The following is a 21,562-nucleotide window of genomic DNA, read 5'->3' as shown; positions in this document are numbered from 1 at the left end:
TACACATTATAAGGAGAAATACAATGAGTAATACTTATTATCGCCTGGATAAAAATAATGCGCTCGTCGCACTGGTCGATCATCAGGCCGGATTGCTGTCATTAGTACGTGATTTCGAACCAGATAGATTCAAGAATAACGTATTGGCTTTAGCTGATTTAGCCAAGTATTTTAAATTACCGACTATTTTGACCACCAGTTTTGAGGATGGCCCGAATGGCCCGCTGGTGCCGGAATTAAAACAAACCTTTCCGGATGCGCCCTACATTGCCCGCCCAGGACAAATTAATGCATGGGATAACGAAGATTTTGTTGAAGCAATCAAACAAACGGGTAGAAAACAGTTGATTATCGCTGGTGTCGTTACCGAGGTTTGCGTGGCATTTCCTGTGCTTTCTGCTTTGGAAGAGGGATTTGAGGTATTTGTGGTGACGGATGCATCAGGCACTTTTAATGAAGTGACGCGCGAAGCGGCGTGGAGCCGCATGGCAGAAGCGGGTGCGCAGTTGATGAGCTGGTTTGCGGTGGCCTGTGAACTGCATCGTGACTGGCGAAATGATGTGGAGGGTCTTGGCACTCTGTTTTCCAATCATATTCCCGATTACCGTAATCTTTTCACTGCTTATACCGCAATCAAAGCGAGTAGGTAAGCAAGTAGTAAGCGAATAGGTGAGTGAACTAAGCACAGCTTCAAACCGTGGCTGAGCGCAGGATCAGCCACAAAAGTTATTTTCTCGGAAATTCAGTCGGGATAACGAAGGAAAATCATGGTGAAATCAAATGAAATAAATGTGCTGGGTATTTCTGGCAGTTTGCGGCAAGGTTCTTATAATACTGCAGCCCTGCGAGAGGCGGTTCATCTTGCGCCTGCAGAGATGCATATTGCCATAGCGGATATCACGGAAATCCCGCTGTATAACGAAGATGTCTACGCTAAGGGATTCCCCACACCAGTGGAGCACTTGCGTGAGCAAATTCGAACTGCTGATGCACTGCTTTTTGTGACACCAGAATATAACTACTCCATGTCCGGTGTGCTCAAGAATGTGATTGACTGGGTCTCGCGTCCACCCGAACAGCCTTTTTCTGGTAAGCCTGCTGCGGTAATGGGCGCTAGCCCTGGCCGTTTCGGCACGGCGCGGGCTCAATATCATTTGCGTCAAAGTGTAGTATTCCTGGATGTGCGATTGCTTAACCGACCCGAAGTGATGATTAGCAACGCGCAGACTGTTTTTGATCAGAATGGCAGATTGATTGATGAAGCAACGCGCGAGCATATCCGGAGCTTGCTCAAGGCACTTTACGTCTGGACGCTCATGCTGAAGCAGTAATTTTGCGCTTTAAGCAGGGAAATTTCGCCACATATTATTGCAAGGCAATTCAAATACATCAGTAGCTTGTTATTCTGAAGGTGAGTGCAATTTGGTTGCTCAATCTCAGAAAAATTTTAATTTTCTGCCGAACAAGATGCTTGCTATAATACTCCCATAATATTGAGGAAAAGCTAGCGCCCGTAGCTCAGTTGGATAGAGTACTTGGCTTCGAACCAAGTGGTCGTGGGTTCGAATCCTGCCGGGCGCGCCAATCTTTAGAAAAAAAATTATTACATCTATTTGTTAGTACCGAAAGACAATCAGGTTTCATCAAAGAAACCATTCCAATCCAGCTACTATCTAGAAAGAAAGCGTTAAATTGCTCAACCCTGTAATTTTGTGGCTAATCTTAATGGCGCCTAGTAGCTAGTCAGTTTAAAACAAAATAAAGCGATCGAGTCAGATATAGAAGATCCGGAAGCGGCACTGAAAGACCGCCTCTCGCCAAATGCGCTATTTTGAAAGCCCGCGTGAAAATATTCTGCCTCACCGTATATATAAGTGGCAAATGTCATTTCTACCCGGGGCGTAGACATGTGTTGAACGTGCATGAAGCACCGCGATCTGCGCCGGAAGTAAAACTGCTGTGTGGCGTACTGGAAGTCAAAGCGAGAGGAGTGTTCGACCGCAGACTGGATCAAGTGCTTTCACAAACACTATGGGTAAAAGAAAAACTACCGATAAGACTATTATCCTGCAAATCCAATGGGTAGCTGCTCGCCCAAAGGACAATTACCGCTCAATTCGCATTTGGTGAAAGCATCCAGGGAGCGTATATAACGTTTTGCTGCACGAACTTTGTCACACCGCGGAACATAATCATTCCGAATAATTTTACCGGTTAATGAAAAAAATAAAGGAACGTCTCGATGGTATGACTTATATTTTTATTTGAATGATGTTTGAGGTTGTTAATTTAAATGACAGCTTTCCACTCGAAGCAGACGGTGAAATAGTGCAAAATTCATTTTTAACAGAGATAATAATATTCAAAGTAACAGACGCTGCGCGGCTTCATTGCGCAGCGCCTGTTGACTGCCGGGTTGGGCCTCACTTGAAGTAGCAAGTTGGGCTAATGGATTTGTTGGCTCGGCGTATCGACGAACCGCCGCTACAAATCCTTGCGGATCGCGTAGCCAGATGGGAATGGTTACGGTCGACATTCGACCCTCAACGTCAAGAAAGATATAAGGAAGTCATTGAATATCGCGCATCGACGCTGACCTTATGTCACTCCAAGCCACGAATGCTGGTATGCCGATTGAGTTGGATGTTTTGATGCCTTCAGAGTCGAGCCGAACAGGGAAAAGCGAGCATCCCATATGCGTGAGGATGACAAGAATGAAATAGCAACCGAATGGAAATAGAAGAGAAATCGCAAGTCCCAATACGCGGGGAAGCGGCCTGCTCTTATTTGACCGAAGATAGTGGCGCCGATAATGATGGCGCCTAAGGCAGACACAAGCCCGCGGAACATGACGATGTACGCTTTAGGCTCCGAGTAGAACTTGTCAACAGGGTCGGCGTTTTGCTTCATGAGGCCCAGCGCCGCCCATCATCCGCGTCGCTTTTTGGCGTCGGCTGGATGGGTTGGTTATGCGATGTTTTGTAAGCTGTTGGCAAGGTCGTGACCGGAAGTGGCTGGTGGCAAGGGTTTGTTATCCTTGCGATAAAGTTCTATAGCTTCTTCGACGATTTGGCACAGTTCCTCAAAGACTTGTTTCTCATCATCACCGTGGCAACCGCCGAGAATCAGCCCGGGCGCGCTCCCTACATAGCACTGATCTTCTTCCGACCATTCGACAATCTTTGCGTATTTCGCGCTGTCTTTCATTTCTTCAACTCCTCTAGGGTCAAGCGCACTGCTCGGACCTGATAATGTTTTGCGTCATCCCCAAGTTTACCGGAAATCGTTATGGGTTTCTGTGCTCTCGGGTGAACAAAATTTCGATGGCTTCCTTTTCCACCACGATTCACGAATCCCACCTTCTCCAGCTCTGTGATTAAATCCCTAATTTTTGGTGGCATAAGCTTGTCCTTGTATTCTTCGCATAACAATGAAAATCAGGGGGCCGGGTTAGCTTCTCCACTGCATTATCAAGTTAGGGATACTTACACACTCTCACTTCAAGATCTGACCCCTGGCTTTCATCCCGCTGCAACTGCAACTCGAACTCTCGAGCAACATCCCTATGTGTCAGGATACCTTTCGCCTCAATTGAAACCTAGAAACTTAAAAGGCGAAGCGAGAGGAGAAGATGCAAAAGAGTTATTCGCACGTCATCGGGGTCAGACCTTTCATTTGACATTCCCGCTTTCTTTTTTCCTCCTGCTTCACAGCCCGGTTCAATGGTGGAGAAAGGCCTGCTGATTCGCCATAGCGGTGGTCGATCCACATGGTATAGTCAGCCATGACTAGAGCATAAGGGAACAATCCTAGGCTACCCGATTTCAAAGGACGTCACACTAAAAAGTCGATTTAGCGGAATTTTAGGTATTTCACCCGTATACATCCTTGCCGTTTCAAACGAAACTTTCATATTATGGCGCTCTGCCAATGATAAAGCGGCCTGATTGACTTTTGGCGTATCAAGATAAACTGGTTCCGACGGTTTCGCCGTGGATTTTAAAGCCAAAAAAAGAGATTCAGCTAATGCTAGATTGTCCGCAAAAAGAGGACCAATCTTGTAACCGGTGTGGCAAGCACGAATCACACCATACCCTGCTAGTTTTCCGCTCTGCATGATGCCCAAGGCATGGCTGTCAGGTTGGCTTGTCCAGCATTTTATAAAATGAGATCTGTTTGCAGGAAAAAATGGTTGATCGTATGAATCAATGGTTTCAAAAGGTAATGTGGACAGTTTCACAATTTCAGCATTTTCAGTGGGATTGCCACCACCGTGTCCTTCATATCGAATATTGCTATAGGCTAGTTTGAATCCAGACTTTTTGTAATTGTCTTGCTGGGCCACAACTCCATCAAGGCCAATATTCCGCCCTTCAAGATATTTAAGGCCAGCATTCCAGATTTGAATACCATACCCTTTGCCACGATATTCTGATTTAACAATGTAGAGCCCGAGAAATCCAAAAGATTCACCATATTTGATTGCAGAGATTGTGGCGATGGGTTCCTCGTCTAGTAAGCCAATGAGAAAACCAGTTGGGTCTGCTGTGTAATAACAGTCCGCATCATGAAGCCCTGGGTTCCAACCTTCCTTTGCTGCCCATTCAATAGCAATATCAATTTCCTCTCTATCCATTGTTTTAATTGTATAGTTTTTATTTCGCATTTTTATACCCTGGAAAAATATCGCCACTCGGCTTGCTAACTACATATCATCCTAAATAAAACGATATACAGATCTGAAGATCATGACAGTATAGACTGCCTTATTCCATTTCTAAATCAAAACTGACTTTGTCGGCTTCACCTTACCGTATTATTTCTACTGTCTGCGGCTCCCTTTCATATTATTTTTGATTTGGAAATGGAATTATATTATTTAGCATGATTATCGGAGATTTAATGAAAGAAATTGATTCGCTGGTTTTGGCCGAAAGCGGATCAAGAGCATTGTGCTCTCGAACCAATTTCTCTTTCAATCTTTTTTAGCGAAGCCAAAGTATTTTTGCACTAATGATTAGCGGGTTCACTTTTGATAAGTTCATTAAAAGCTTCTCGCAATAATGCATAAAGCTCGGTTTCGCTTTTTGCTGCCAGTTCAAATTGTGTAATCAGTTTGATTTTAACTTCCTGATATTAGAAGCCGCGCCAATCGCGCTTTTGATAAGGTTGTGTGTGTACAGGTGATAAAAAAACTGCACCTTCGGTCGGAATATATGGAGAAGAACGACAATTGCGCCCGCAGCTCTCAATTATCGTCTGTGAAATCAAAGTAGCGAACTTTGGCTAAAGTAAAGACTTTGCAGAAATAGGCCATGCCTTTTTCCCAGGCTTTATCGCCAACAATAGCCAAACGCTCGATATCATTGAAATGCCGTACACCAAACTTTGTATCTTCCCAGGCGGCTCCTGACGTCCAGCCGTGAAAATCGACCAACTCCACAAGCATATTGACCTTGCCATATAGCTTAATCTTCTGGTCAATTTCCGGTACAAACATGTCATAGTCTTCCTTTTCCAACTTGCCGGTAATGGTAAGGTGAATGAATTTTCCGTCTTCATCAAGCTCAATGCCTTTGAATGTAATCGTCATTGTTAGCCCTCCGGGTTATACCATTAAATTTATATGATTCTTTCAGTTTTGTGGAAAAAAGCAGGACATAACTCCATCTTGTTTAATTGGCGGTTGCAGGTCTGGAATCAGACCCATTAATGAAAAACAACATCATAAATGCTGTTCGATATCCATACATCCATGCAGGATGCGGACAATTTCGATCCGGCCTTTCCCTGTGCGACGGTAAAAAATCACGTGCTTGCCGACACCGTATTTGAAATATCCTTCCCGGATGTGATCGCACGCGCGGCCAAGATCGGGCTTGTCTGCCAGATCGTGGAATGCACTGTCAAGCTGCGTCAGATAGCGGATTTGCTGCGCTTTCCCCCATTGCCTGCGCGTGTAACGGCCAATGGCAAGCAGATCGTCCATAGCTTTCTGCGTGAGCATGAACGATCCCATCTAATCTTCACTTTCCAGCTCATCCAGAACATTTTGCAAGGAATAATCAGACGAGCCGCTTTGTTCGCCTTCGGTCAGAGCACGGCGCAGCGCTTCCAGCTTCGCCTCACGCTCTTCAAGCAAACGAAGCCCGGCGCGTATCGCTTCACTCACCGAGCCATAACGCCCGGTTTCTATCTGGTGCGCTAGGAACTTCTCAAAATGCTCGCCCAGTGTGACGCTGGTATTTTTTTGAATGGGCATAATCAACTTCATCGATTCAAATATTTATACCTAATTATAATATTTATTGGTATCAAGAACAATTTAAGCCTGACTCGTCACGGATATCCTGCCCATGAACGAGATCATTCGCCTTGATCTATTAAAGGATTTTTAAACATTTCAACCTATAGTATTTGTAACGCAATGCTTATGGATACTTCAGGATGCCTCAGTGTCAGTCATTGTACTCAGTGTCAGTCATTGTATAGTGCAAGAAGTGAATGAAGTGCATTTATGATACGTAGCCATAGGTGTCTTCATATTACCGAGTGGTCGAAGAAATCGCCCAAGAAACCAATGGACGAAATTGTCGCCGGCATTACTGATAGAGGAGAGGCAATGAATGCGATAGACAAAACGGGACATTACATAATGTTTGAAATTGCCGCGTATTTTAATGTTCATTACAGTACTGTTAGTCGGTCAATTCGTTTATTTTGCAAGAAACAATAACTGACACCTTTTTATATCATCCTAAAGAAAGCCGATCCACAAAATATTTTTTCCTGACTGATGACCTGCAATGGCCATTCAGTATTACGGGGCATATACTTCTAATCGTTGGATATTACGATTATCAATTCTAATGAAGTTAAACGCATGCGCATATTATTAGTTCTTTTCTTTTTCTTGTTAATCAGCTGCACAGGCATGCCGGAAGGTGTTGTTCCTGTTAAAAATTTTAATGTAAGCAGATATCTTGGCAAGTGGTATGAAATTGCCCGGCTGGATCATTCTTTTGAACGGGGGTTGAGTAACGTAACAGCTGAATATGAATTACGCAGTGACGACGGAATCAACGTTATCAACCGCGGATTTTTAGCTGAAGAAAACAAGTGGAAAGTAGCGGAAGGAAAAGCCTATTTTGTTGAAAGCCGTGATGAGGGGCATCTGAAAGTTTCATTCTTTGGTCCGTTTTATGGATCTTACATTATATTTGATCTGGATAAGGAAAATTATCAATACGCCTTTGTATCAGGCTATAACACGTCTTATCTGTGGCTTCTATCAAGAACGCCAACAGTCAGTGAAGACGTGAAAGAACGATTTGTCAAAAAATCAAAAGAACTCGGCTTTGATGCCAATGGATTCATATTTACTGAGCAAGATTTAGCAAAGTAAGGGCGTCTTTGTATGCGGCTTTGGTCAATCCATCCCAAATATCTGGATACAAAAGGCCTGGTAGCGCTTTGGAGAGAAGGTTTGCTGGCTCAAAATGTTTTGCTTGGAAAGAGCAAAGGCTATAAAAATCACCCGCAGTTGATGCGGTTTAAAATTACGGATAATCCATCTGCGGCAATTGCTTGCTATTTAAAAACAGTCGCCGAAGAGGCTGATCGAAGAAATTATCATTTCAACAAAACTAAGATCATCGACTTGGTCTTTAAAGATAAAATTCCTGTTACGAGCGGGCAAATCCAATACGAGTTCAAGCATTTACTGCATAAATTAAAAAACAGAGACCCAAATTTACACGAAAAATTCAAGAACATTATAGAGATTGAACTTCATCCCTTGTTTTATAGTGTTGCTGGCGATGTGGAAGACTGGGAAATAGTATGAATGCCAATTCAAAACCACAATGTCAGTCATTGCATAACGCATGAAGTGAATGAATGCATTCATGATACGTAGCCCTAGGTGTATTCATATTACCAAGTAATCGAAGAAATCGCCCAAGAAACCAATGGACGAAATTGTTGCCGGCATTATTGATAGAGGAGAGGCGATGAATGCAATAGACAAAACAAAACATTACACAATGTTTGAAATTGCAGCTTGTTTTAATGTTCATTGCAGTACTGTTAGTCAGTTAATTAATTTGTTCATTTTGCAAGGTACAATGATTGACACTTTTTCTTGTTTTGAGCCGAAACAGAGCTTTTTGATCATTCAACCGTAAGTTTGACTATGCGACTGGCTTTACGTATAGTGCACCTGATTGAAAATGGCTTACTTTTTATATCTCATTGAGATGCCCAATCTCGATTGCGCACTTATTCCAGATCCGATGCAATCGGATTCCAGCCAATGATTTCATGTATGCCGAAGCTTTCCCTGATTATGGCGATGGAATCCGAGGCTCAAGGCTTGATTGATGCTCTGGAATTGAAGAGATTGGTACCACGTCCCTTTTATGAACGTCTGCCGCTAAAGTTCTATCACGGAATTTATCAGGATTGCCCGACCGCCTCTCTGGAACTGACTATCACTATCCCGGGAAAGGATCGCCGCTATCAGGTTGATAGCATCGGTACTGAGCCGGCAGCGGTCGCTGCTTTCGCGACTGTGACGGAATTTCAGCCTGATATTTTGGTGAGTGCCGGTACTGCTGGCAGCTTTGCCAAACATGGCGCCGCCATAGGGAAGGTTTACTTAAGCGACTCAGCCTTTTATTTTCATGACCATCGCATTCCGCTTCCCGGTTGGGACAAGTTTGGTAAAGGCGCTTATCCATCGCTGGATGTTAGCCATTTGGCACGTGAGCTTACTCTTTCGCTCGGCAATATTTCCAGTGGCAACTCGCTTGATTTTGTTAACGAGGATCTGGCGGCGATCGCCTCTCATGGCGCAGTTCTGAAGGAAATGGAAGCTACTGCTGTCGCCTGGGTGGGATATATCACCGGTACGCCGATATTTGCCATCAAGTCAGTTACCGATTTAATTGACACTCACCCCGACTCACCGAGCGAGTTTCAAAAAAACTTTACTACAGCTGTCATCAGCCTGACTGAGAAGACCTTGGCGATTATCGATGCCTTGGCGCGTGACTGGCAAGGATTTACTCGGGCAACACTGTTACAAGATATCGATTCAAACAGTTAAAGGAATATTTTTTATGAATCGTCATTCGTTTCAGGCTGGTGACTACTCTAATAATGGAATTAGCGTCTAGAAAACAGCTATCAGTTATAGGCGCTACATTGATTTGGTGTCGTACAGTTCGAAAAATCTACTGCATCCTAGGTATCTTACTTGCATTTGCGGGTGCAGCAACCGCCCAGGTCGGCTTTGTCGATCATGAAGCGCAAGTTCGGCAGGTTTTTAGTCTGATCGACGAGCGTCTTGAGTTGATGCAACCAGTCGCCGCATGGAAATATCTGCACCACATTCCAGTTCTTGATGTTAGTCGGGAACACTTCTTACTCGAGGCTGCTGTAGCGCAGGCACAGACACTTGGCATTTCTGCTGAACCGGCGCGTGAGCTGTTTGTGTTGCAGATGCGTCTTGCGCGCGAAATGCAACAGCGGTTCATCGATCAATGGCGTGTTGCGAATATTGCGCCAACGGCTCCACGCGATCTGAGCACCGAACTGCGTCCGCAATTGGATGAGCTCGGCGTCCGACTGATGCAGGCCATTTATCTTGCGATACCCGAGTTTCAGCGCAAGGATTTCCATAGCTATTATGCGGGATCAGCGAACAGTATTGCAGGGCGAGGTGTGGTTGGGCGGGATATCAGCGCGCTGTTCGATGTGCTCTCGCGGCTGCGGTTGACACCGGTTCCAGCGCTGCAGCGAATTGCAGCGAGCAAGATACTGCGAATTGGCACGACAGGTGACTATGCGCCTTTCACAATGGAGTCGAGGGGGGTGCTCACCGGTGCTGATATCGCTGCGGTCATCTCGCTTGCGGCTTTCCTCGATGCCGAGCCTCAGTTCGTTCGAACGACCTGGCCTACGTTGATGGCTGACTATCAGGACAACCGCTTCGATCTGGCGATTGGCGGGATTAGCATCACCGATGCACGAACTGCAATCGGGGCATTCTCCATTCCGTATCATCGAGGCGGCAAGACGTCGATTGTACGGTGTGGAACTGAGGCGCGATTTGATTCACTGAAGGAGATCAATCAAGCGGGTATACGTGTGATCGTAAATCCCGGTGGGACAAATGAGCGCTTTGTTCGAGATTACTTACACAATGTGCAGCCCATTCTGCACACCGATAATCGGACAATATTTGAAGAAATCGCTACCGGCCGTGCAGATGTGATGGTGACCGACGATGTGGAGGTAGATTTGCAGACACAGCGCGATTCCAGGCTGTGCCGGGCGACCGCTGAGGTCTTTGCCCAGAACGATAAGGCGCTTTTACTCGCACGTGATCCAAAGTTGATCGCAAAGGTAGATGCTTGGCTGAGCGCAGAACTGGAAAGTGGTAAATTCAGCCAGCGACTGGGGGCCGCTTTTGCTTCCGAAAACTTATCAAATGTCAAGCGTTGAGCAGGTTGATGCTATCCGTGAGGATGTCGCTTGGCTTACTTTTGATCAATATTTTTGCAAGCAAATCCATTGCTTCAGCAACTTTATTTACATACATGAGTAGGGTAACAGTTGAAAAAAATGTCGATTGCTAGGGTTTTATGAATTCAGAGTAGAAACCGCGCAAGAAAACATATCCTCTTGGTGGTTTCTTCGTATTTAAATAAGTGATGGAATAATATGCTTATGGCTTTAAAAGCTCTTCTTCTTTCTTTGCTTCTTTTTCTTCTGATTCGCCATCAGCTAATTTGCTGCCGACATAACTTCCTACTGCACCACCAACTAAAGCTGGCATGACTGATTGAAGCATTGATGGATTTTGAGCTGGTGCGCTAGGTGATGGTGCAGCTGTGGACGCACTTGAGCTGGTTGCTGATGATGGATTTTGAGTTGCTGCATTAGGTGTTGATGCTTGGGTTGATGTCGAAGGAGTCGGTGTAGCAGTGTTCTTTTGCTGTGTGGTAGCAGATTGAGAGCTACTTTGCTTGGAACTAAATGATCCTTTTGATACACTCCCCTTGCTTTTTTTTGCATAAAGGTTATTTGCAAATATCATAGAAACCAAAATGGCAAAAACTAATTTTTTCATGGTAAATGCTCTTTTCATTAAAATAGCGTTCTGATATCAGACGCAAGTTAGTAGACGTTGGGGTTTTAAATTATAAAAAACGCTAAATATTATTTGTTGATATCTGAATTTTGATGTTAGCAAATTCTAATAAATACACCAACCGTTTGCTGGCAGATATTATTAGTTAATATATTATCACGGATATAAAATAACCAACTAATCCTTCAATATTATGGAATTATGAGAGATTCTGGGTTTCTTGGAATATTAGGCTGGTATCGGAACCATAACCGAAAAATATTATAAAAACATTCTAGCATAATGATTTTTATTTTTCGGATTTTAAATATATCATCAATTTTTCTTGCTAGGTATCAACAAGTAAATAAGTACTTTATTGCTTTGTCGAGGATATTAAGGAAAGAAAAGTTAAATAAGCGCCGATTAAATTTTTTAGGATTATTCTATAAATGAAACACTATCTTGTATCTATACGCGTAATCTTTATAAGAGGACAAATATAATTCTCCAAAAAGCGATAAAAGCCTCCTGTAAGTCAGATTACTCAGCTTATTTTTTAATAATTGGGGCAGCAATCATCCCACTCATCGCAATCCTCCCAATCGTCAACCCATTGGGGTAATTTTGCAAATGACAAACTTGATAATGTCAATAGGATGATTTTTGTTAAAATTCTCATAAATATTATGCTCCAGTTTGTTTTTGCTAATGATTATAAGATTCATGCTATTTACCTAATTGCAGATAAACAAAATTTCTCACTCTTACTTATCTCGAAAACCTTTATTTTACAAAGCTTCTAATATTAAAGTTGAAACTAGCTTTTAAAACCTAGTAAAGTATCTCTAACGATTCACACGTTCTTCATGTACACACCAGCCTGAAGAAAATTCCGACTTAATAGCCCGACAACACAAAGCCAACATTACCCGTATTAACACCCAGAAAATACCTGCCTGGTGTTACGCCATATACAGGTGCGGTTGGGTAATAAGGTTGATGGTAATAAATATTTTGTGTGTTGTAATGATGATGTTTATGGTGATGACGATGTTGGTTATGGTTATGGTGATGATGTTGGGTATGATGATTATGATGATGATGGCCTCGTCTGGCTTCAACTATCGTGGGAGCTACTAAAGCAGCACTCAATAACATTACAGATAAAAATCTTACTGGCGTGTTCGTTTTTGTTCTTGTTCTCATGCTACACCTCCTTGGATTTTTTGTTGATCAGAATTTTTTCTGTTAGTGTTAACTTTATCCTGGAGATCATGAATACAAGCTGAACAGCCTGAAGAGAATAAAAGCATAGAATTGAAAATACTTATATCTTACTTTGTTTGCATAAGTATAAGAAAGCTAGGCACCCGTTATTCTGAGTAAGAGTCATAGAGGCTTAGATCATCCCTCCCACTGACATGATATATAGATTAGTCACCAAAATTGTTTTTCTAGATTGCTTGTGCAAAATTATGACAAGGCGTGGTACTTAGTATGAAAGTTTCAAAGAACGAAATGATCTTTCTTATTTGTAAATACGAATAAGAAATTCCCACCGAATAAGGGGGTATCCCGTGGGAATTTCATTTTTTACATATCAAAGAGTTATAATTGTCGTTGTTAAACGACAATTATCTTAACGGTAATAATTAGTGGAACTTTAGTATTATTTAATAAAATTATTCCAAAAGCATTTTATGGGTTCAGATTCATAGTAGTGCTTAAACATATCTTTTTGCTTTGCACTGCTGTCGTTATTTTTTAAGTGGCTTGTATACATATCATGTTTTAGCGCATTCCACTTAGATTGAGTTTTGGCGTCTGTACAATATAAGTACGTTTGGTAAATACTGTATATTGACAACGTCATTATATATATGGGTAAACAAAAGGTTTTATGGCAATACTTTAACTTATTTTGATGGAACTTGTTATTGCCTAGACGCTTGTCATTAGCCTAGACACTTGTCATTATTGGGAAGGCGTTTAGTTTGATTTATGCTTAAATCATATTACCCGGCCGCATCCAAATGAACTTTGTTAATTAATCTAAATAAGTTAGCCTTGCTGCACATGGTTTAATTGTCCTATATCTTGTTATTTACTAAAGGCGCAACAAAGGCGGAATTGGTGCATGGTCATGACTTATCTTTTGATTGAGCATTACGGTACTACGGTATCTGTAGTATTTGACGGGATCTAACATAACGGTATATTCAGATACGTTGTGATACTATAAAAACTGTCAATCTTTATTAAATCTGGTTAATTCAGCGAAGTGGTTATGTGAAGTTGGTATATTTAAAAATTTACTGAAATGATTGTTTGGTACGGAGCTGTAACCGCAAAGTATCATTAATATTATTGATACATAAAAGTATCCTTATAGGTTTTAAAAAGCCGCAAAAAATAAAACTAAATTTTCTTATTAGGTATTAAATATGTATTTTTTAATCATTATTGATTGGAGAATACAAAATGAAAAGCCTCGCAGCTACACTTATACACAATCCTACTAAGGATCCATCATTCATACTTAAGGGAAGCGCCTCGATTCATGGGTTTAATTCCATTTTTAAATCAAAACTGACTTTGTTGTCTTCATCTTGCCGTATTATTTATACTGTCTGCGGCTCACCTTCGCGTGATTTTTGATTTAGAAATGGAATAATCTGTACACGTAGACAGGCAACGCCCTACTTATCTATTTAGCTATCTCTCACTTTTAACATCATGTTCTTTGATGTTAATCAAGTAGTGATGATGCTAGGTACTGTAGATTATCCTTTGGTGTAACAAAGGAGATGTAAAAATGACTATGGAAAAGAGTACAACAACAGAGCCGGTCAATATCTCAACCGAAGGTATAGCAAAGCAGCTTGAAACCCACATCGCTATGTTAGAACGGTTCACCGCGATATTGTCCGATCTAGTTCGTCGCACTAACGACGATGAGATAGGTCGGTTAACAGCGAATGGCAGAGACCTCTGCGATGAAATAAACTGCTCATTATTTCAATTATGGCAAAAATTGGATGAGCATAAAGCCGAAGAAGTAAAAAGGCATTATGCAATTTTATCTTGTCCTGATCGCTCATTATGTGATGTGTCCCCTGATCATTATGGACATATTTATGAATTTGATACGAAAAAAGACCGGGATACTTTTTTGTCAGTAACTATTAATCCACTTTTTCAGAAAGTGGTAGTAATAATAGTTTAATTTAATAAAAACCCGCCGGATTATGAATTATCTGGCGGGCTGCTCAGCAATTATTTCAATTACCACCATCATTTCACTTATCAACTCAATGAGGTGCTTATACAAATGACAAAATTGTTAATGTACCCGATATGTTTGTTAAGAAAGCTTTCATAAGTCTATACTCTTATCCCCACCTTATTAATAGCTATAACATATTCATTATTTATGAATGACATATGAAACTAATGTCACTCGCTTGGTATCCGGACGCAAACTGTAGTTTATAAAGCTTCACAATATAAAATAGAAATCCATAATACCAGCCAACATTTCAATCAAAACCTAAAAAGCTATTTGTAAAGACGCGCTATAGTCGTGATCTTGATTTATACACCAGCCTAGAGAAATATCCAAATTAATAGCCTGACAACACAAAACCGACATTACCCATATTAACGCCTAAAAAATACCTGCCTGCTGCTAAGCCATATACGGGTGCGGGCGGATAATATGGCTGGTTGTAATAAATATTCTGTGTGTTGTAATGATGAGGGTGATTATGACGGTGATGATGGCGCTGATGGCCATGATAATGGTGATGATGATGGGCATGATGACGATGATGATGGCCTTTTTTAGCCTCAGCCATCATGGGAGCCGCTAAAGCAACGCTCAATAACATTGCAGTTAAAAATTTTACTGGCGTGTTCATGTTAGTTCTTGTTTTCATATTGCACCTCTATGATCGTTATTTATTAGAATTACTTCTGTTGATAATAACTTTATAGTGAATATCATGAATACCAGCTGAATAATCTGAAAAAATAGAATTACAAATGCTTATAGCTTATTTGTGTAAGTATGAGAAAAGTTAGAGGGCACGATACTTCAATTAAGAGCTAAAGATAATAAGATCTCCCTATTTACTAGAAAGGGTAGCGAGGAAGAAAAGCAGTAGCTTATTTTATTCCCTTTATGAAGTAACCATTTTTAATAAAATTATCGTGTTTTGGAGGCATTACTTGATTTGAAGTGAGAAAATGAAATATCGGATTGCTTTTGGGCAAAAATATAATATCAATAACCTGTTTCGTGCGAGTTTTCTAATAACTTTTGAAAGGGAAATTAATAAAAAAGCGCTGCAGGAGGTATTGTTCCGAGTATCGGAAAGTTATATCAAGTGATCATAAAAAGTTGTACTTTGAATTTGAATCTACGAAAGAAGAACCCAAAAGGTAGGATTAAAAAGATAATATATAGCTTATGCCTGCTAAATGCGGGCTTTTTCAATCTATATGCATTTTGCATTTATAGAATCTGAAGCGGGGGCAAAGTACCCTCATTTTGAAATTGCTAAAACAATCTAAAACAATCTAAAACAATCTCACCTATTTAATAACTTTATTAAAATAATTTTTCTAAGTTAAATTTTGAACCAGTCGGAAATATACATGCATGAGAAACACCACTGACGCACGAAGTTATAGTTGCTGTTGACGGGCCATTGTCATTGAAATTAACAGTTATTTTTAGCTGAATATCAGAAGAACTTACGCCAAGAACATTTGTTAGAGAAACGCTGTTACCTCTCCGGGTACCAACCATTGGCTCCCATGGAGTATTAGGCACGGGGTCAACTATAATCACAACCATTTTATTATCTACTTCATGTACTGTGGCATAGCCTGAAGTAAAGCCACTAACGACTACTGAATAAATGCCATCATACGGTCCCGCTGCATATAACGTGTCCGCTAGAGAAAAAAGTAGAAATAACGCAATTATTTTTTTCATTCTAACAGTCAGTCCTTTTTAATTAGGACTTTCGATAATCAAAGAAATCATGAAAATTGCATAAAAGATAAAGTATAACAGTCCTCCTGTCAGGAAATATAGCATTATTCAATGGGAAGATTCTTAGAAATAATTGCAAGGCTTCACAGTAGCTTTTTCAATGTTTCTCTATGCTTTTGTATTGCCACTTTTCATCCCTTCATATGGCTGGTATGCATGCCATGTTGTAGTGCATTTTGGCTTGATCTGGTGTTACCTTCCAGTGTCTTCGCTTCTATTGGTCATTTCCACGGTTATCAATTTCGGATTAATTCCCCTTGCTTCAATCGATCCTTGCGTGTTCAGTGTCGCATGATTAGCCTCGCTTAATAGTTCTTTTGAAGAACTAATAGTTTTTCCTGCGTTCATATGAGTTGGATTGTTGTTTATTTGCTGGTATGCATGTGCAATATGGGCTTGTTTGATAAATACCACTGGCTGGTATGGTCAATATATATGACTAAATAAAAATTTTATGACAAATTCTGTAGTCAATTTTGATAAAAGCTGTTATTCAATAAACGCTCGGGCTTTGCCATTATTGGTCTAGTATATAACATATAAATTGATTATAATTTACGGATGACCTATGCGATATCATTTCGCCGTAAGGTATTATCCGTTCGAGAGAAGGAGACCTTGCCATTGCGCAAGTGGCGAAGCGTTTTTGCGTAGGTATAGCCAGTGTGACGCGTTGGATCAAAATTCCCGATCCCAAGACAACCCGCAACAAGCCCTCAACTAAGATTGACGTGGGAATGTTGACGCAGGATGTCAAGGATCATCCGAACGCGTATCAGTACGAGCGCGCCAAACGGCTTGACGTCAGCACTTAAGGCGGATCAGCCACGTTTTAAGGCGTCTGGGTGTGACTTATAAAAAAGCCTGCGTCACCCCAAGGCCAGCGAAGAAGATCGGCATATCTTCCAAGAAAAAATTGAAGGCTATAAGCGCGAAGGCCGCGTCATCGTTTACCTTGATGAAAGTGGCTTTGCGCACGACATGCCACGTACGCATGGCTATGCACCTATGGGTGAGCGTTGCCATAGTGTAAAGAATTGGCATGCAAGAGGCCGAACCAATGTCATTGGCGCTCTGATCGGAAAGGCGCTCCTGCCCGTGGCCCTGTTCACAGCTCATATCAACGTCGATATCTTCCATGCGTGGGTAACGCAGGACCTTTTGCGCAAACTCCTGTCCGCTTGCGTGATTGTCATGGGCAACGCGACGTTCCACAAACGGCAGGATATCCAAACTGCCTTTACCAATGCCGGGCATACGCTTGAATACTTGCTGTCTTATTCTCCAGACTTTAATGACATTGAGCCAATATGGGCCCAGGCCAAAGCAATCAGAAAAAGGGAAGGTTGCTCCATCGCGCAGCTCTTTGCCGCCTATGCATTTTGAATCATTATATATGGGATTAGCTATAAGACCTTCCATTTCTACTGAAACAATAATACCTGACAACATCCAGATATAGCTGGTTAATTAATCTAAATAAGTTAGCCTTCTTGCCCATGATTTAATTGCCCTGCATTTGGTATTTACCAAAGGCAGAATCAGTGCATGGTCATGACTTGTCTTTTAATTGATCATTACGTACCGCGGTTTCTGCAAGCATTGATGGGGTGAATGGAATAACTATCAATACTGCAGGAAGCTGGCAATTTCAAACTTGAACCTGCCTTACAATTTGAGAGTTTGTTGAAATAGCTACTCGGAGCCGCAACCTAAAAGTATGCTAAGACCACTGAAATTTAATGATATTTATTATTTGGTTTTTAAAGATACCGTCAAAAATACCGTCAAATTTTTTTATTGGGTATTAGAAGCTTTACCCAAACAAGCTTCAAGCATAACATACGAAAACCCTAACCGAATCAGCCCACAACTCAGTTGGGCTTCTAACACTTTAGTTGACAGAGGGGCTATTTTTACAAAGAGGTATTTTAATGAAAGAAGGCCAGAAAAACGAACTCTTGTATCAAGCTCTGGATTTACAAGGAGGAATTTCAATGAAAGAAGACCAGAAAAACGAACTCTTGTACCAAGCTCTTGAAACAGAAAAAGTTGGTACCGGAGTTTATCAAATGGCGCTTCGTTGCGTAGTGGAAGAAGACCTAAAGGGGGAGTGGGAGGAGTACTTGGAACAAACAAAGAGACACCATCAAATCCTGCTCGATGTTTTCCAGGAGCTGGGTCTTGATTCTGATAAGGAAACACTTGCGCGAAAAGTGGCTCGTCATTTTCTTGAAACCTTGATAAATTTGATGAAGATGGCTCTTGAAACAGGCGATCCGGGAGCTGCTGAGCTTGTGGCCTGTGAATGCGTAGTTATGCTGGAGACCAAAGACCACCAGAATTGGCAACTTATCGGGGAATTTGCAAAAAAAGCAGAAAGTACCGAGGCCAAAGTGCTTAAAAATGCATATGACCAGGTAGAAGATGAAAAAGATGAGCATCTCTATAACACTAAGGAGTGGTATCGCGAGCTTTGGATCAACTCTATGTGCATGAAAGCTATCCTGCCTCCGCATGATTGAAGAGAAAAAGGATATTCATGCCGCCATCGGTGCAGCACGGGCGCAGTTTTGAAAAGTTTTAGGTTTGATCAAGCTTTTACTTCACTCTCGACACATAAAAAAGTACTTCAGTTCTTTTACTTTTTTTGGAGACGTTTTGCTAAGAAAAGTTAGACGAGCGGTACCCACGGTAAAAGCTCCAAAGATTCTTGTGCCCCCTATGGTTTGCATATTTTAGGCTGATTAACTAATGCTCTTGCTAATGTAGTCTGCAATACATCTCAAGTAAACGGCTGTGTCCCGGTATATCAAAAACCTGTTTTTCTGAACTGACTGTGCAAAAATTTGAGTAGACAAGCGGTGTCAAAGGTAAAAACTGTAGAGATTGACATTGCCCCATACCTCAGAAACGGTACAGAAGAATAAAAGTGAATTAGCCTATCCTCTCCCTTTATAAAATAATCGCTCTAATAAAATTGTCGTGTTTTGGAGACATTACCTGATATGATGTGAAAAGATGCAAATGACATCGCATTTGGGCAGAAATATAGCTCTTGATAACCCGCTTAGTGCGGGTTTTTTAATAACTTTTGAAAGGGGAGTCAATGAGAAAAGCTGTATCGTTGTTAACTGTCATTACGTTGTTATCAGGCTGTGCTTCCATGTTCAATGGTGCATCGCAGCAAGTAGCAATCCGAAGCAATCAGCCAGACGTTGATCTCTATGTGAATGAAGCCTTTATTGGACGCGGTAATGGCATCACAACATTTAAGAAAAAAGATGAATACGTGATTACTGCACGCAAGGAAGGCTGTACACCAGTTTCTATTCCAGCTTCAAAATCATTTGATGCCACCACTTTGCTTGGTGTGTTTATCGATTTTGGCATCATCTCAATACTTGCGATTGATGGCGCTGGTACAGGTGCATGGCGCAAGTTTGATCAGACCAGCTTTGTTATTGATCCCCAGTGCGATAAAACGCCCGTAGCATCAAGAACCAGCACAACAACTGCTACGAAAGAAGAATCTAAAAATTAAGATTAAAAAGACAATATACAGATCAAGCCCGCTAAGTGCGGGCAATCTCAACCTGTACCAATTTAGAAAAAAGCCAACCAACATCATTTAACGTCTATATCTTAGAATTTAACTGTAATAGCTTAAACTGAATCTGACAGTTTTGAAAATTAGTTCCTATGCAATCTGACTTGATTGTCTAATTCTATTCACATTGCCCTTTTAAAGTTTAGTTCTGATTGACCGGCTTGAACTATTTAACCTCCAAAACTTACGAATTTTCCTACGTGTGATCATAACAAAGGCATACACATGAGAAAAAAAATTTCACAGAAAAAGCTGGATTACATTCTCGAAAAGGCAAGATTTTCTAATGTCGCTAAATCTTGCAGAAGATTTTTATTTAATTACTTGGCGGAAAGCATGGAGCAGAGGGGATATTTTCATGTTGATAGGATGTATGGGGCAGGAAGTGGTGTTTTGCTCAAATACAAAGATAAATTCTTTGTATTGACAGCAAAGCACGTGTTGAAAAATAACCTACATGGAGAGTTTCAGAATGAATCTCCATTTTGGATTCCTGTTAAGTTCAAACCAAAGTGGGAAACACTTTATGACTTTATGTTTCCTCATCTAATATGGAATATTGGCGAGCTTATGCCTATAGTTGATTGCGATATCGTTTTGTCTGACATTTGTCTTGTAGAGCTTTTTGAGCCGAAAAAATACCATTTTCCAGATCATTATATAGAAATTAAAAATATTAATAGCGTTTTATCCAAGAAAGAATTTTATGAGGGACAATTTCTTTTAATATCAGGCTATCCTTTTGAAAAAAATCATTTTGATTTTCCTCTCGTGAGTGAGAAATATACTCACTCTACAATTATACACAGACAAACGATACCGGGAATCCTAATAAAACCAGATGATATAGGGTATATCTCATTTCAGTTAACAGATGGAGATTTCCAGCATGAAAATCTCGATGGTATGAGTGGTGGGGTGGTTTACAACGTTATGCCCAAAGCAAATCAAATAAGACTCGCTGGTATAGCAATAACGGCCGGTAATAATATCTGCAGATTTATCCCTAGTTATTTATTTATAGATGCAATCTTAGATTATCAGAATGCGAGCTATAAAATCATTGACCCTATTATAAACAAACCACTCTCATTAGAGAGGCTATGGATGATTCAAGAAGATTATTTACGTGAGTTTGATCCAAAATTTAAATCTACAGCAAGCAAAAATTCAAACAATTAGCTGCTCAGGAAACATTACTTATTTGCGCCACTAATCTAAAAGTTAAAATCTGCATAATGGCTTTCATTAGCCTAACTGCCATTCAAGTAAATTCTCCAACAGGTAAGCTATAACCGGAAGCGGTCATCTAAATGGTGCTATTTATCAGAGCTTATCCAATTCTACTTTTTATACGTCAAATTAAATCTAAACTTTTACAATTTAACCCACTATCTCAATCATCCCCTTATATTGCTTCAATAGCTGCCTTACTTTTTTCTGCAGTTTGTTTAATCCATGCTTATAAGCATTCTGGCTTGATCTAACTTTACCTTCTGGTGTCTTGAATCGCCCCGGGTTTACAGGAGACTCTATTTCTTGAGAGGATAGAGTAATGAAAAAACAAATAAGATATTCACCGGAGGTTCGTGAACGAGCTGTCCGATTGCTGTATGAACACCAAGGGGAGTATGAGTCGCAATGGGCGGCACTGGGATAGCATCCAAGATAGGTTGTACTGCTGAGACGTTGCGTAAATGGGTGCGACAATCAGAGACTGATCAGGGCATCCGGGCAGGCATGTCAACCT

Annotated in this window: 28 protein-coding genes, 1 tRNA gene and 1 pseudogene; 16 read left to right on the top strand and 14 right to left on the bottom strand. The window is 41.0% G+C overall.

Annotation, left to right across the window (positions count from 1 at the left end; translation table 11 throughout):
• The first annotated feature begins 23 nt into the window (after positions 1–23).
• From ycaC to BM122_RS23170, 4 genes are all read left to right on the top strand, one after another.
• Positions 24–650: an isochorismate family cysteine hydrolase YcaC gene (ycaC, locus tag BM122_RS05570; RefSeq protein ID WP_074904367.1), complete on the top strand. Its 627-nt coding sequence runs from the start codon at positions 24–26 to the stop codon at positions 648–650.
• Between the two features lie 117 nt (positions 651–767).
• Entirely contained in the window at positions 768–1,331 is a 564-nt protein-coding gene (locus BM122_RS05565; protein ID WP_074904365.1) for an NADPH-dependent FMN reductase, read from the top strand.
• Between the two features lie 176 nt (positions 1,332–1,507).
• Positions 1,508–1,584 (top strand) — tRNA-Arg (locus BM122_RS05560).
• A 334-nt stretch (positions 1,585–1,918) separates the two neighbouring features.
• Positions 1,919–2,086: a hypothetical protein gene (locus BM122_RS23170; protein ID WP_177198055.1), complete on the top strand. Its 168-nt coding sequence runs from the start codon at positions 1,919–1,921 to the stop codon at positions 2,084–2,086.
• A 276-nt stretch (positions 2,087–2,362) separates the two neighbouring features.
• Here the strand turns inward: BM122_RS23170 and BM122_RS23165 are convergent, their stop codons facing one another.
• The 9 genes from BM122_RS23165 to BM122_RS05530 form a co-directional block, all read right to left on the bottom strand.
• Entirely contained in the window at positions 2,363–2,536 is a 174-nt protein-coding gene (locus BM122_RS23165; RefSeq protein ID WP_177198054.1) for a hypothetical protein, read from the bottom strand.
• 62 nt (positions 2,537–2,598) lie between these two features.
• Entirely contained in the window at positions 2,599–2,910 is a 312-nt protein-coding gene (locus BM122_RS22270; RefSeq protein ID WP_143083332.1) for a hypothetical protein, read from the bottom strand.
• Positions 2,911–2,967: 57 nt separating this feature from the next.
• Positions 2,968–3,207 (bottom strand): hypothetical protein, encoded by a 240-nt coding sequence (locus BM122_RS05555; protein ID WP_074904363.1) that lies wholly within the window; start codon positions 3,205–3,207, stop codon positions 2,968–2,970.
• On the bottom strand, positions 3,204–3,401 hold the full coding sequence (locus BM122_RS05550) for a type II toxin-antitoxin system HicA family toxin (protein ID WP_074904440.1): 198 nt from the start codon (positions 3,399–3,401) through the stop codon (positions 3,204–3,206). Before BM122_RS05550 ends, BM122_RS05555 begins: the two co-directional genes overlap by 4 nt.
• Before the next feature lie 241 nt (positions 3,402–3,642).
• The gene (locus BM122_RS22265; RefSeq protein ID WP_143083331.1) at positions 3,643–3,828 is read right to left on the bottom strand and encodes a hypothetical protein; all 186 of its coding nucleotides are present in this window, start codon (positions 3,826–3,828) and stop codon (positions 3,643–3,645) included.
• Positions 3,815–4,666 carry a GNAT family N-acetyltransferase gene (locus BM122_RS05545; RefSeq protein WP_074904362.1) on the bottom strand — a complete coding sequence of 284 codons (852 nt, stop codon included), beginning with the start codon at positions 4,664–4,666 and terminating at the stop codon, positions 3,815–3,817. Before BM122_RS05545 ends, BM122_RS22265 begins: the two co-directional genes overlap by 14 nt.
• Before the next feature lie 582 nt (positions 4,667–5,248).
• Positions 5,249–5,593 carry a SpoIIAA family protein gene (locus BM122_RS05540; RefSeq protein ID WP_074904360.1) on the bottom strand — a complete coding sequence of 115 codons (345 nt, stop codon included), beginning with the start codon at positions 5,591–5,593 and terminating at the stop codon, positions 5,249–5,251.
• A 132-nt stretch (positions 5,594–5,725) separates the two neighbouring features.
• Positions 5,726–6,007 (bottom strand): type II toxin-antitoxin system RelE/ParE family toxin, encoded by a 282-nt coding sequence (locus BM122_RS05535; RefSeq protein ID WP_256211905.1) that lies wholly within the window; start codon positions 6,005–6,007, stop codon positions 5,726–5,728.
• Between the two features lie 12 nt (positions 6,008–6,019).
• A complete protein-coding gene (locus BM122_RS05530) occupies positions 6,020–6,262 on the bottom strand; it encodes a type II toxin-antitoxin system ParD family antitoxin (protein WP_083398349.1) in 243 nt (80 codons plus the stop codon).
• A gap of 582 nt (positions 6,263–6,844) precedes the next feature.
• Between BM122_RS05530 and BM122_RS05520 the strand changes: the two genes are divergently transcribed.
• The 5 genes from BM122_RS05520 to aroQ all read left to right on the top strand — a co-directional run bounded on the left by BM122_RS05520 (position 6,845) and on the right by aroQ (position 10,509).
• On the top strand, positions 6,845–7,405 hold the full coding sequence (locus BM122_RS05520) for a lipocalin family protein (protein WP_442753669.1): 561 nt from the start codon (positions 6,845–6,847) through the stop codon (positions 7,403–7,405).
• Positions 7,406–7,417: 12 nt separating this feature from the next.
• Entirely contained in the window at positions 7,418–7,846 is a 429-nt protein-coding gene (locus BM122_RS05515) for a pyrimidine dimer DNA glycosylase/endonuclease V (RefSeq protein ID WP_074904353.1), read from the top strand.
• A 124-nt stretch (positions 7,847–7,970) separates the two neighbouring features.
• Entirely contained in the window at positions 7,971–8,186 is a 216-nt protein-coding gene (locus BM122_RS05510) for a hypothetical protein (RefSeq protein WP_074904352.1), read from the top strand.
• 140 nt (positions 8,187–8,326) lie between these two features.
• Positions 8,327–9,109, top strand: a complete 783-nt coding sequence (locus BM122_RS05505) for a phosphorylase family protein (RefSeq protein ID WP_074904350.1) — start codon at positions 8,327–8,329, stop codon at positions 9,107–9,109.
• Positions 9,110–9,162: 53 nt separating this feature from the next.
• Positions 9,163–10,509 carry a gamma subclass chorismate mutase AroQ gene (aroQ, locus tag BM122_RS21510; RefSeq protein ID WP_083398347.1) on the top strand — a complete coding sequence of 449 codons (1,347 nt, stop codon included), beginning with the start codon at positions 9,163–9,165 and terminating at the stop codon, positions 10,507–10,509.
• Between the two features lie 223 nt (positions 10,510–10,732).
• Here the strand turns inward: aroQ and BM122_RS05490 are convergent, their stop codons facing one another.
• Entirely contained in the window at positions 10,733–11,137 is a 405-nt protein-coding gene (locus BM122_RS05490) for a hypothetical protein (protein WP_143083329.1), read from the bottom strand.
• Between the two features lie 900 nt (positions 11,138–12,037).
• On the bottom strand, positions 12,038–12,346 hold the full coding sequence (locus BM122_RS22260) for a hypothetical protein (protein WP_074904347.1): 309 nt from the start codon (positions 12,344–12,346) through the stop codon (positions 12,038–12,040).
• 1,609 nt (positions 12,347–13,955) lie between these two features.
• Between BM122_RS22260 and BM122_RS05480 the strand changes: the two genes are divergently transcribed.
• Complete coding sequence (locus BM122_RS05480; RefSeq protein ID WP_074904346.1) at positions 13,956–14,366, top strand: hypothetical protein; 411 nt, start codon at positions 13,956–13,958, stop codon at positions 14,364–14,366.
• A 397-nt stretch (positions 14,367–14,763) separates the two neighbouring features.
• Here BM122_RS05480 and BM122_RS23160 read toward each other — a convergent pair whose 3' ends face one another.
• Positions 14,764–15,078: a hypothetical protein gene (locus BM122_RS23160; RefSeq protein WP_074904344.1), complete on the bottom strand. Its 315-nt coding sequence runs from the start codon at positions 15,076–15,078 to the stop codon at positions 14,764–14,766.
• 674 nt (positions 15,079–15,752) lie between these two features.
• Positions 15,753–16,142, bottom strand: a complete 390-nt coding sequence (locus tag BM122_RS22250) for a hypothetical protein (RefSeq protein WP_143083328.1) — start codon at positions 16,140–16,142, stop codon at positions 15,753–15,755.
• A 725-nt stretch (positions 16,143–16,867) separates the two neighbouring features.
• Between BM122_RS22250 and BM122_RS24040 the strand changes: the two genes are divergently transcribed.
• A complete protein-coding gene (locus BM122_RS24040; protein ID WP_256211900.1) occupies positions 16,868–17,017 on the top strand; it encodes an IS630 transposase-related protein in 150 nt (49 codons plus the stop codon).
• A gap of 37 nt (positions 17,018–17,054) precedes the next feature.
• On the opposite strand, the gene BM122_RS23155 is transcribed toward BM122_RS24040, so the two are convergent.
• Positions 17,055–17,198 (bottom strand): hypothetical protein, encoded by a 144-nt coding sequence (locus BM122_RS23155; protein ID WP_177198053.1) that lies wholly within the window; start codon positions 17,196–17,198, stop codon positions 17,055–17,057.
• Here BM122_RS23155 and BM122_RS05465 point away from each other — a divergent pair.
• The 5 genes and pseudogenes from BM122_RS05465 to BM122_RS24855 all read left to right on the top strand — a co-directional run.
• Positions 17,184–17,588 carry a transposase gene (locus BM122_RS05465; RefSeq protein WP_074904341.1) on the top strand — a complete coding sequence of 135 codons (405 nt, stop codon included), beginning with the start codon at positions 17,184–17,186 and terminating at the stop codon, positions 17,586–17,588. The genes BM122_RS23155 and BM122_RS05465 overlap by 15 nt on opposite strands.
• A gap of 548 nt (positions 17,589–18,136) precedes the next feature.
• Positions 18,137–18,727 carry a hypothetical protein gene (locus tag BM122_RS05460; protein ID WP_218152007.1) on the top strand — a complete coding sequence of 197 codons (591 nt, stop codon included), beginning with the start codon at positions 18,137–18,139 and terminating at the stop codon, positions 18,725–18,727.
• 584 nt (positions 18,728–19,311) lie between these two features.
• Entirely contained in the window at positions 19,312–19,746 is a 435-nt protein-coding gene (locus tag BM122_RS05455) for a hypothetical protein (RefSeq protein WP_074904339.1), read from the top strand.
• A 291-nt stretch (positions 19,747–20,037) separates the two neighbouring features.
• Positions 20,038–20,994 (top strand): hypothetical protein, encoded by a 957-nt coding sequence (locus BM122_RS05450; protein WP_074904338.1) that lies wholly within the window; start codon positions 20,038–20,040, stop codon positions 20,992–20,994.
• A gap of 373 nt (positions 20,995–21,367) precedes the next feature.
• Positions 21,368–21,562 (top strand): annotated as a pseudogene (locus BM122_RS24855) (transposase); the annotation flags it as partial.

Origin of the sequence: Nitrosomonas communis (genome assembly GCF_900114745.1) — a bacterium.
Classification (GTDB): domain Bacteria; phylum Pseudomonadota; class Gammaproteobacteria; order Burkholderiales; family Nitrosomonadaceae; genus Nitrosomonas; species Nitrosomonas communis_A.
This window is presented reverse-complemented; position numbering and strand designations above follow the sequence as displayed.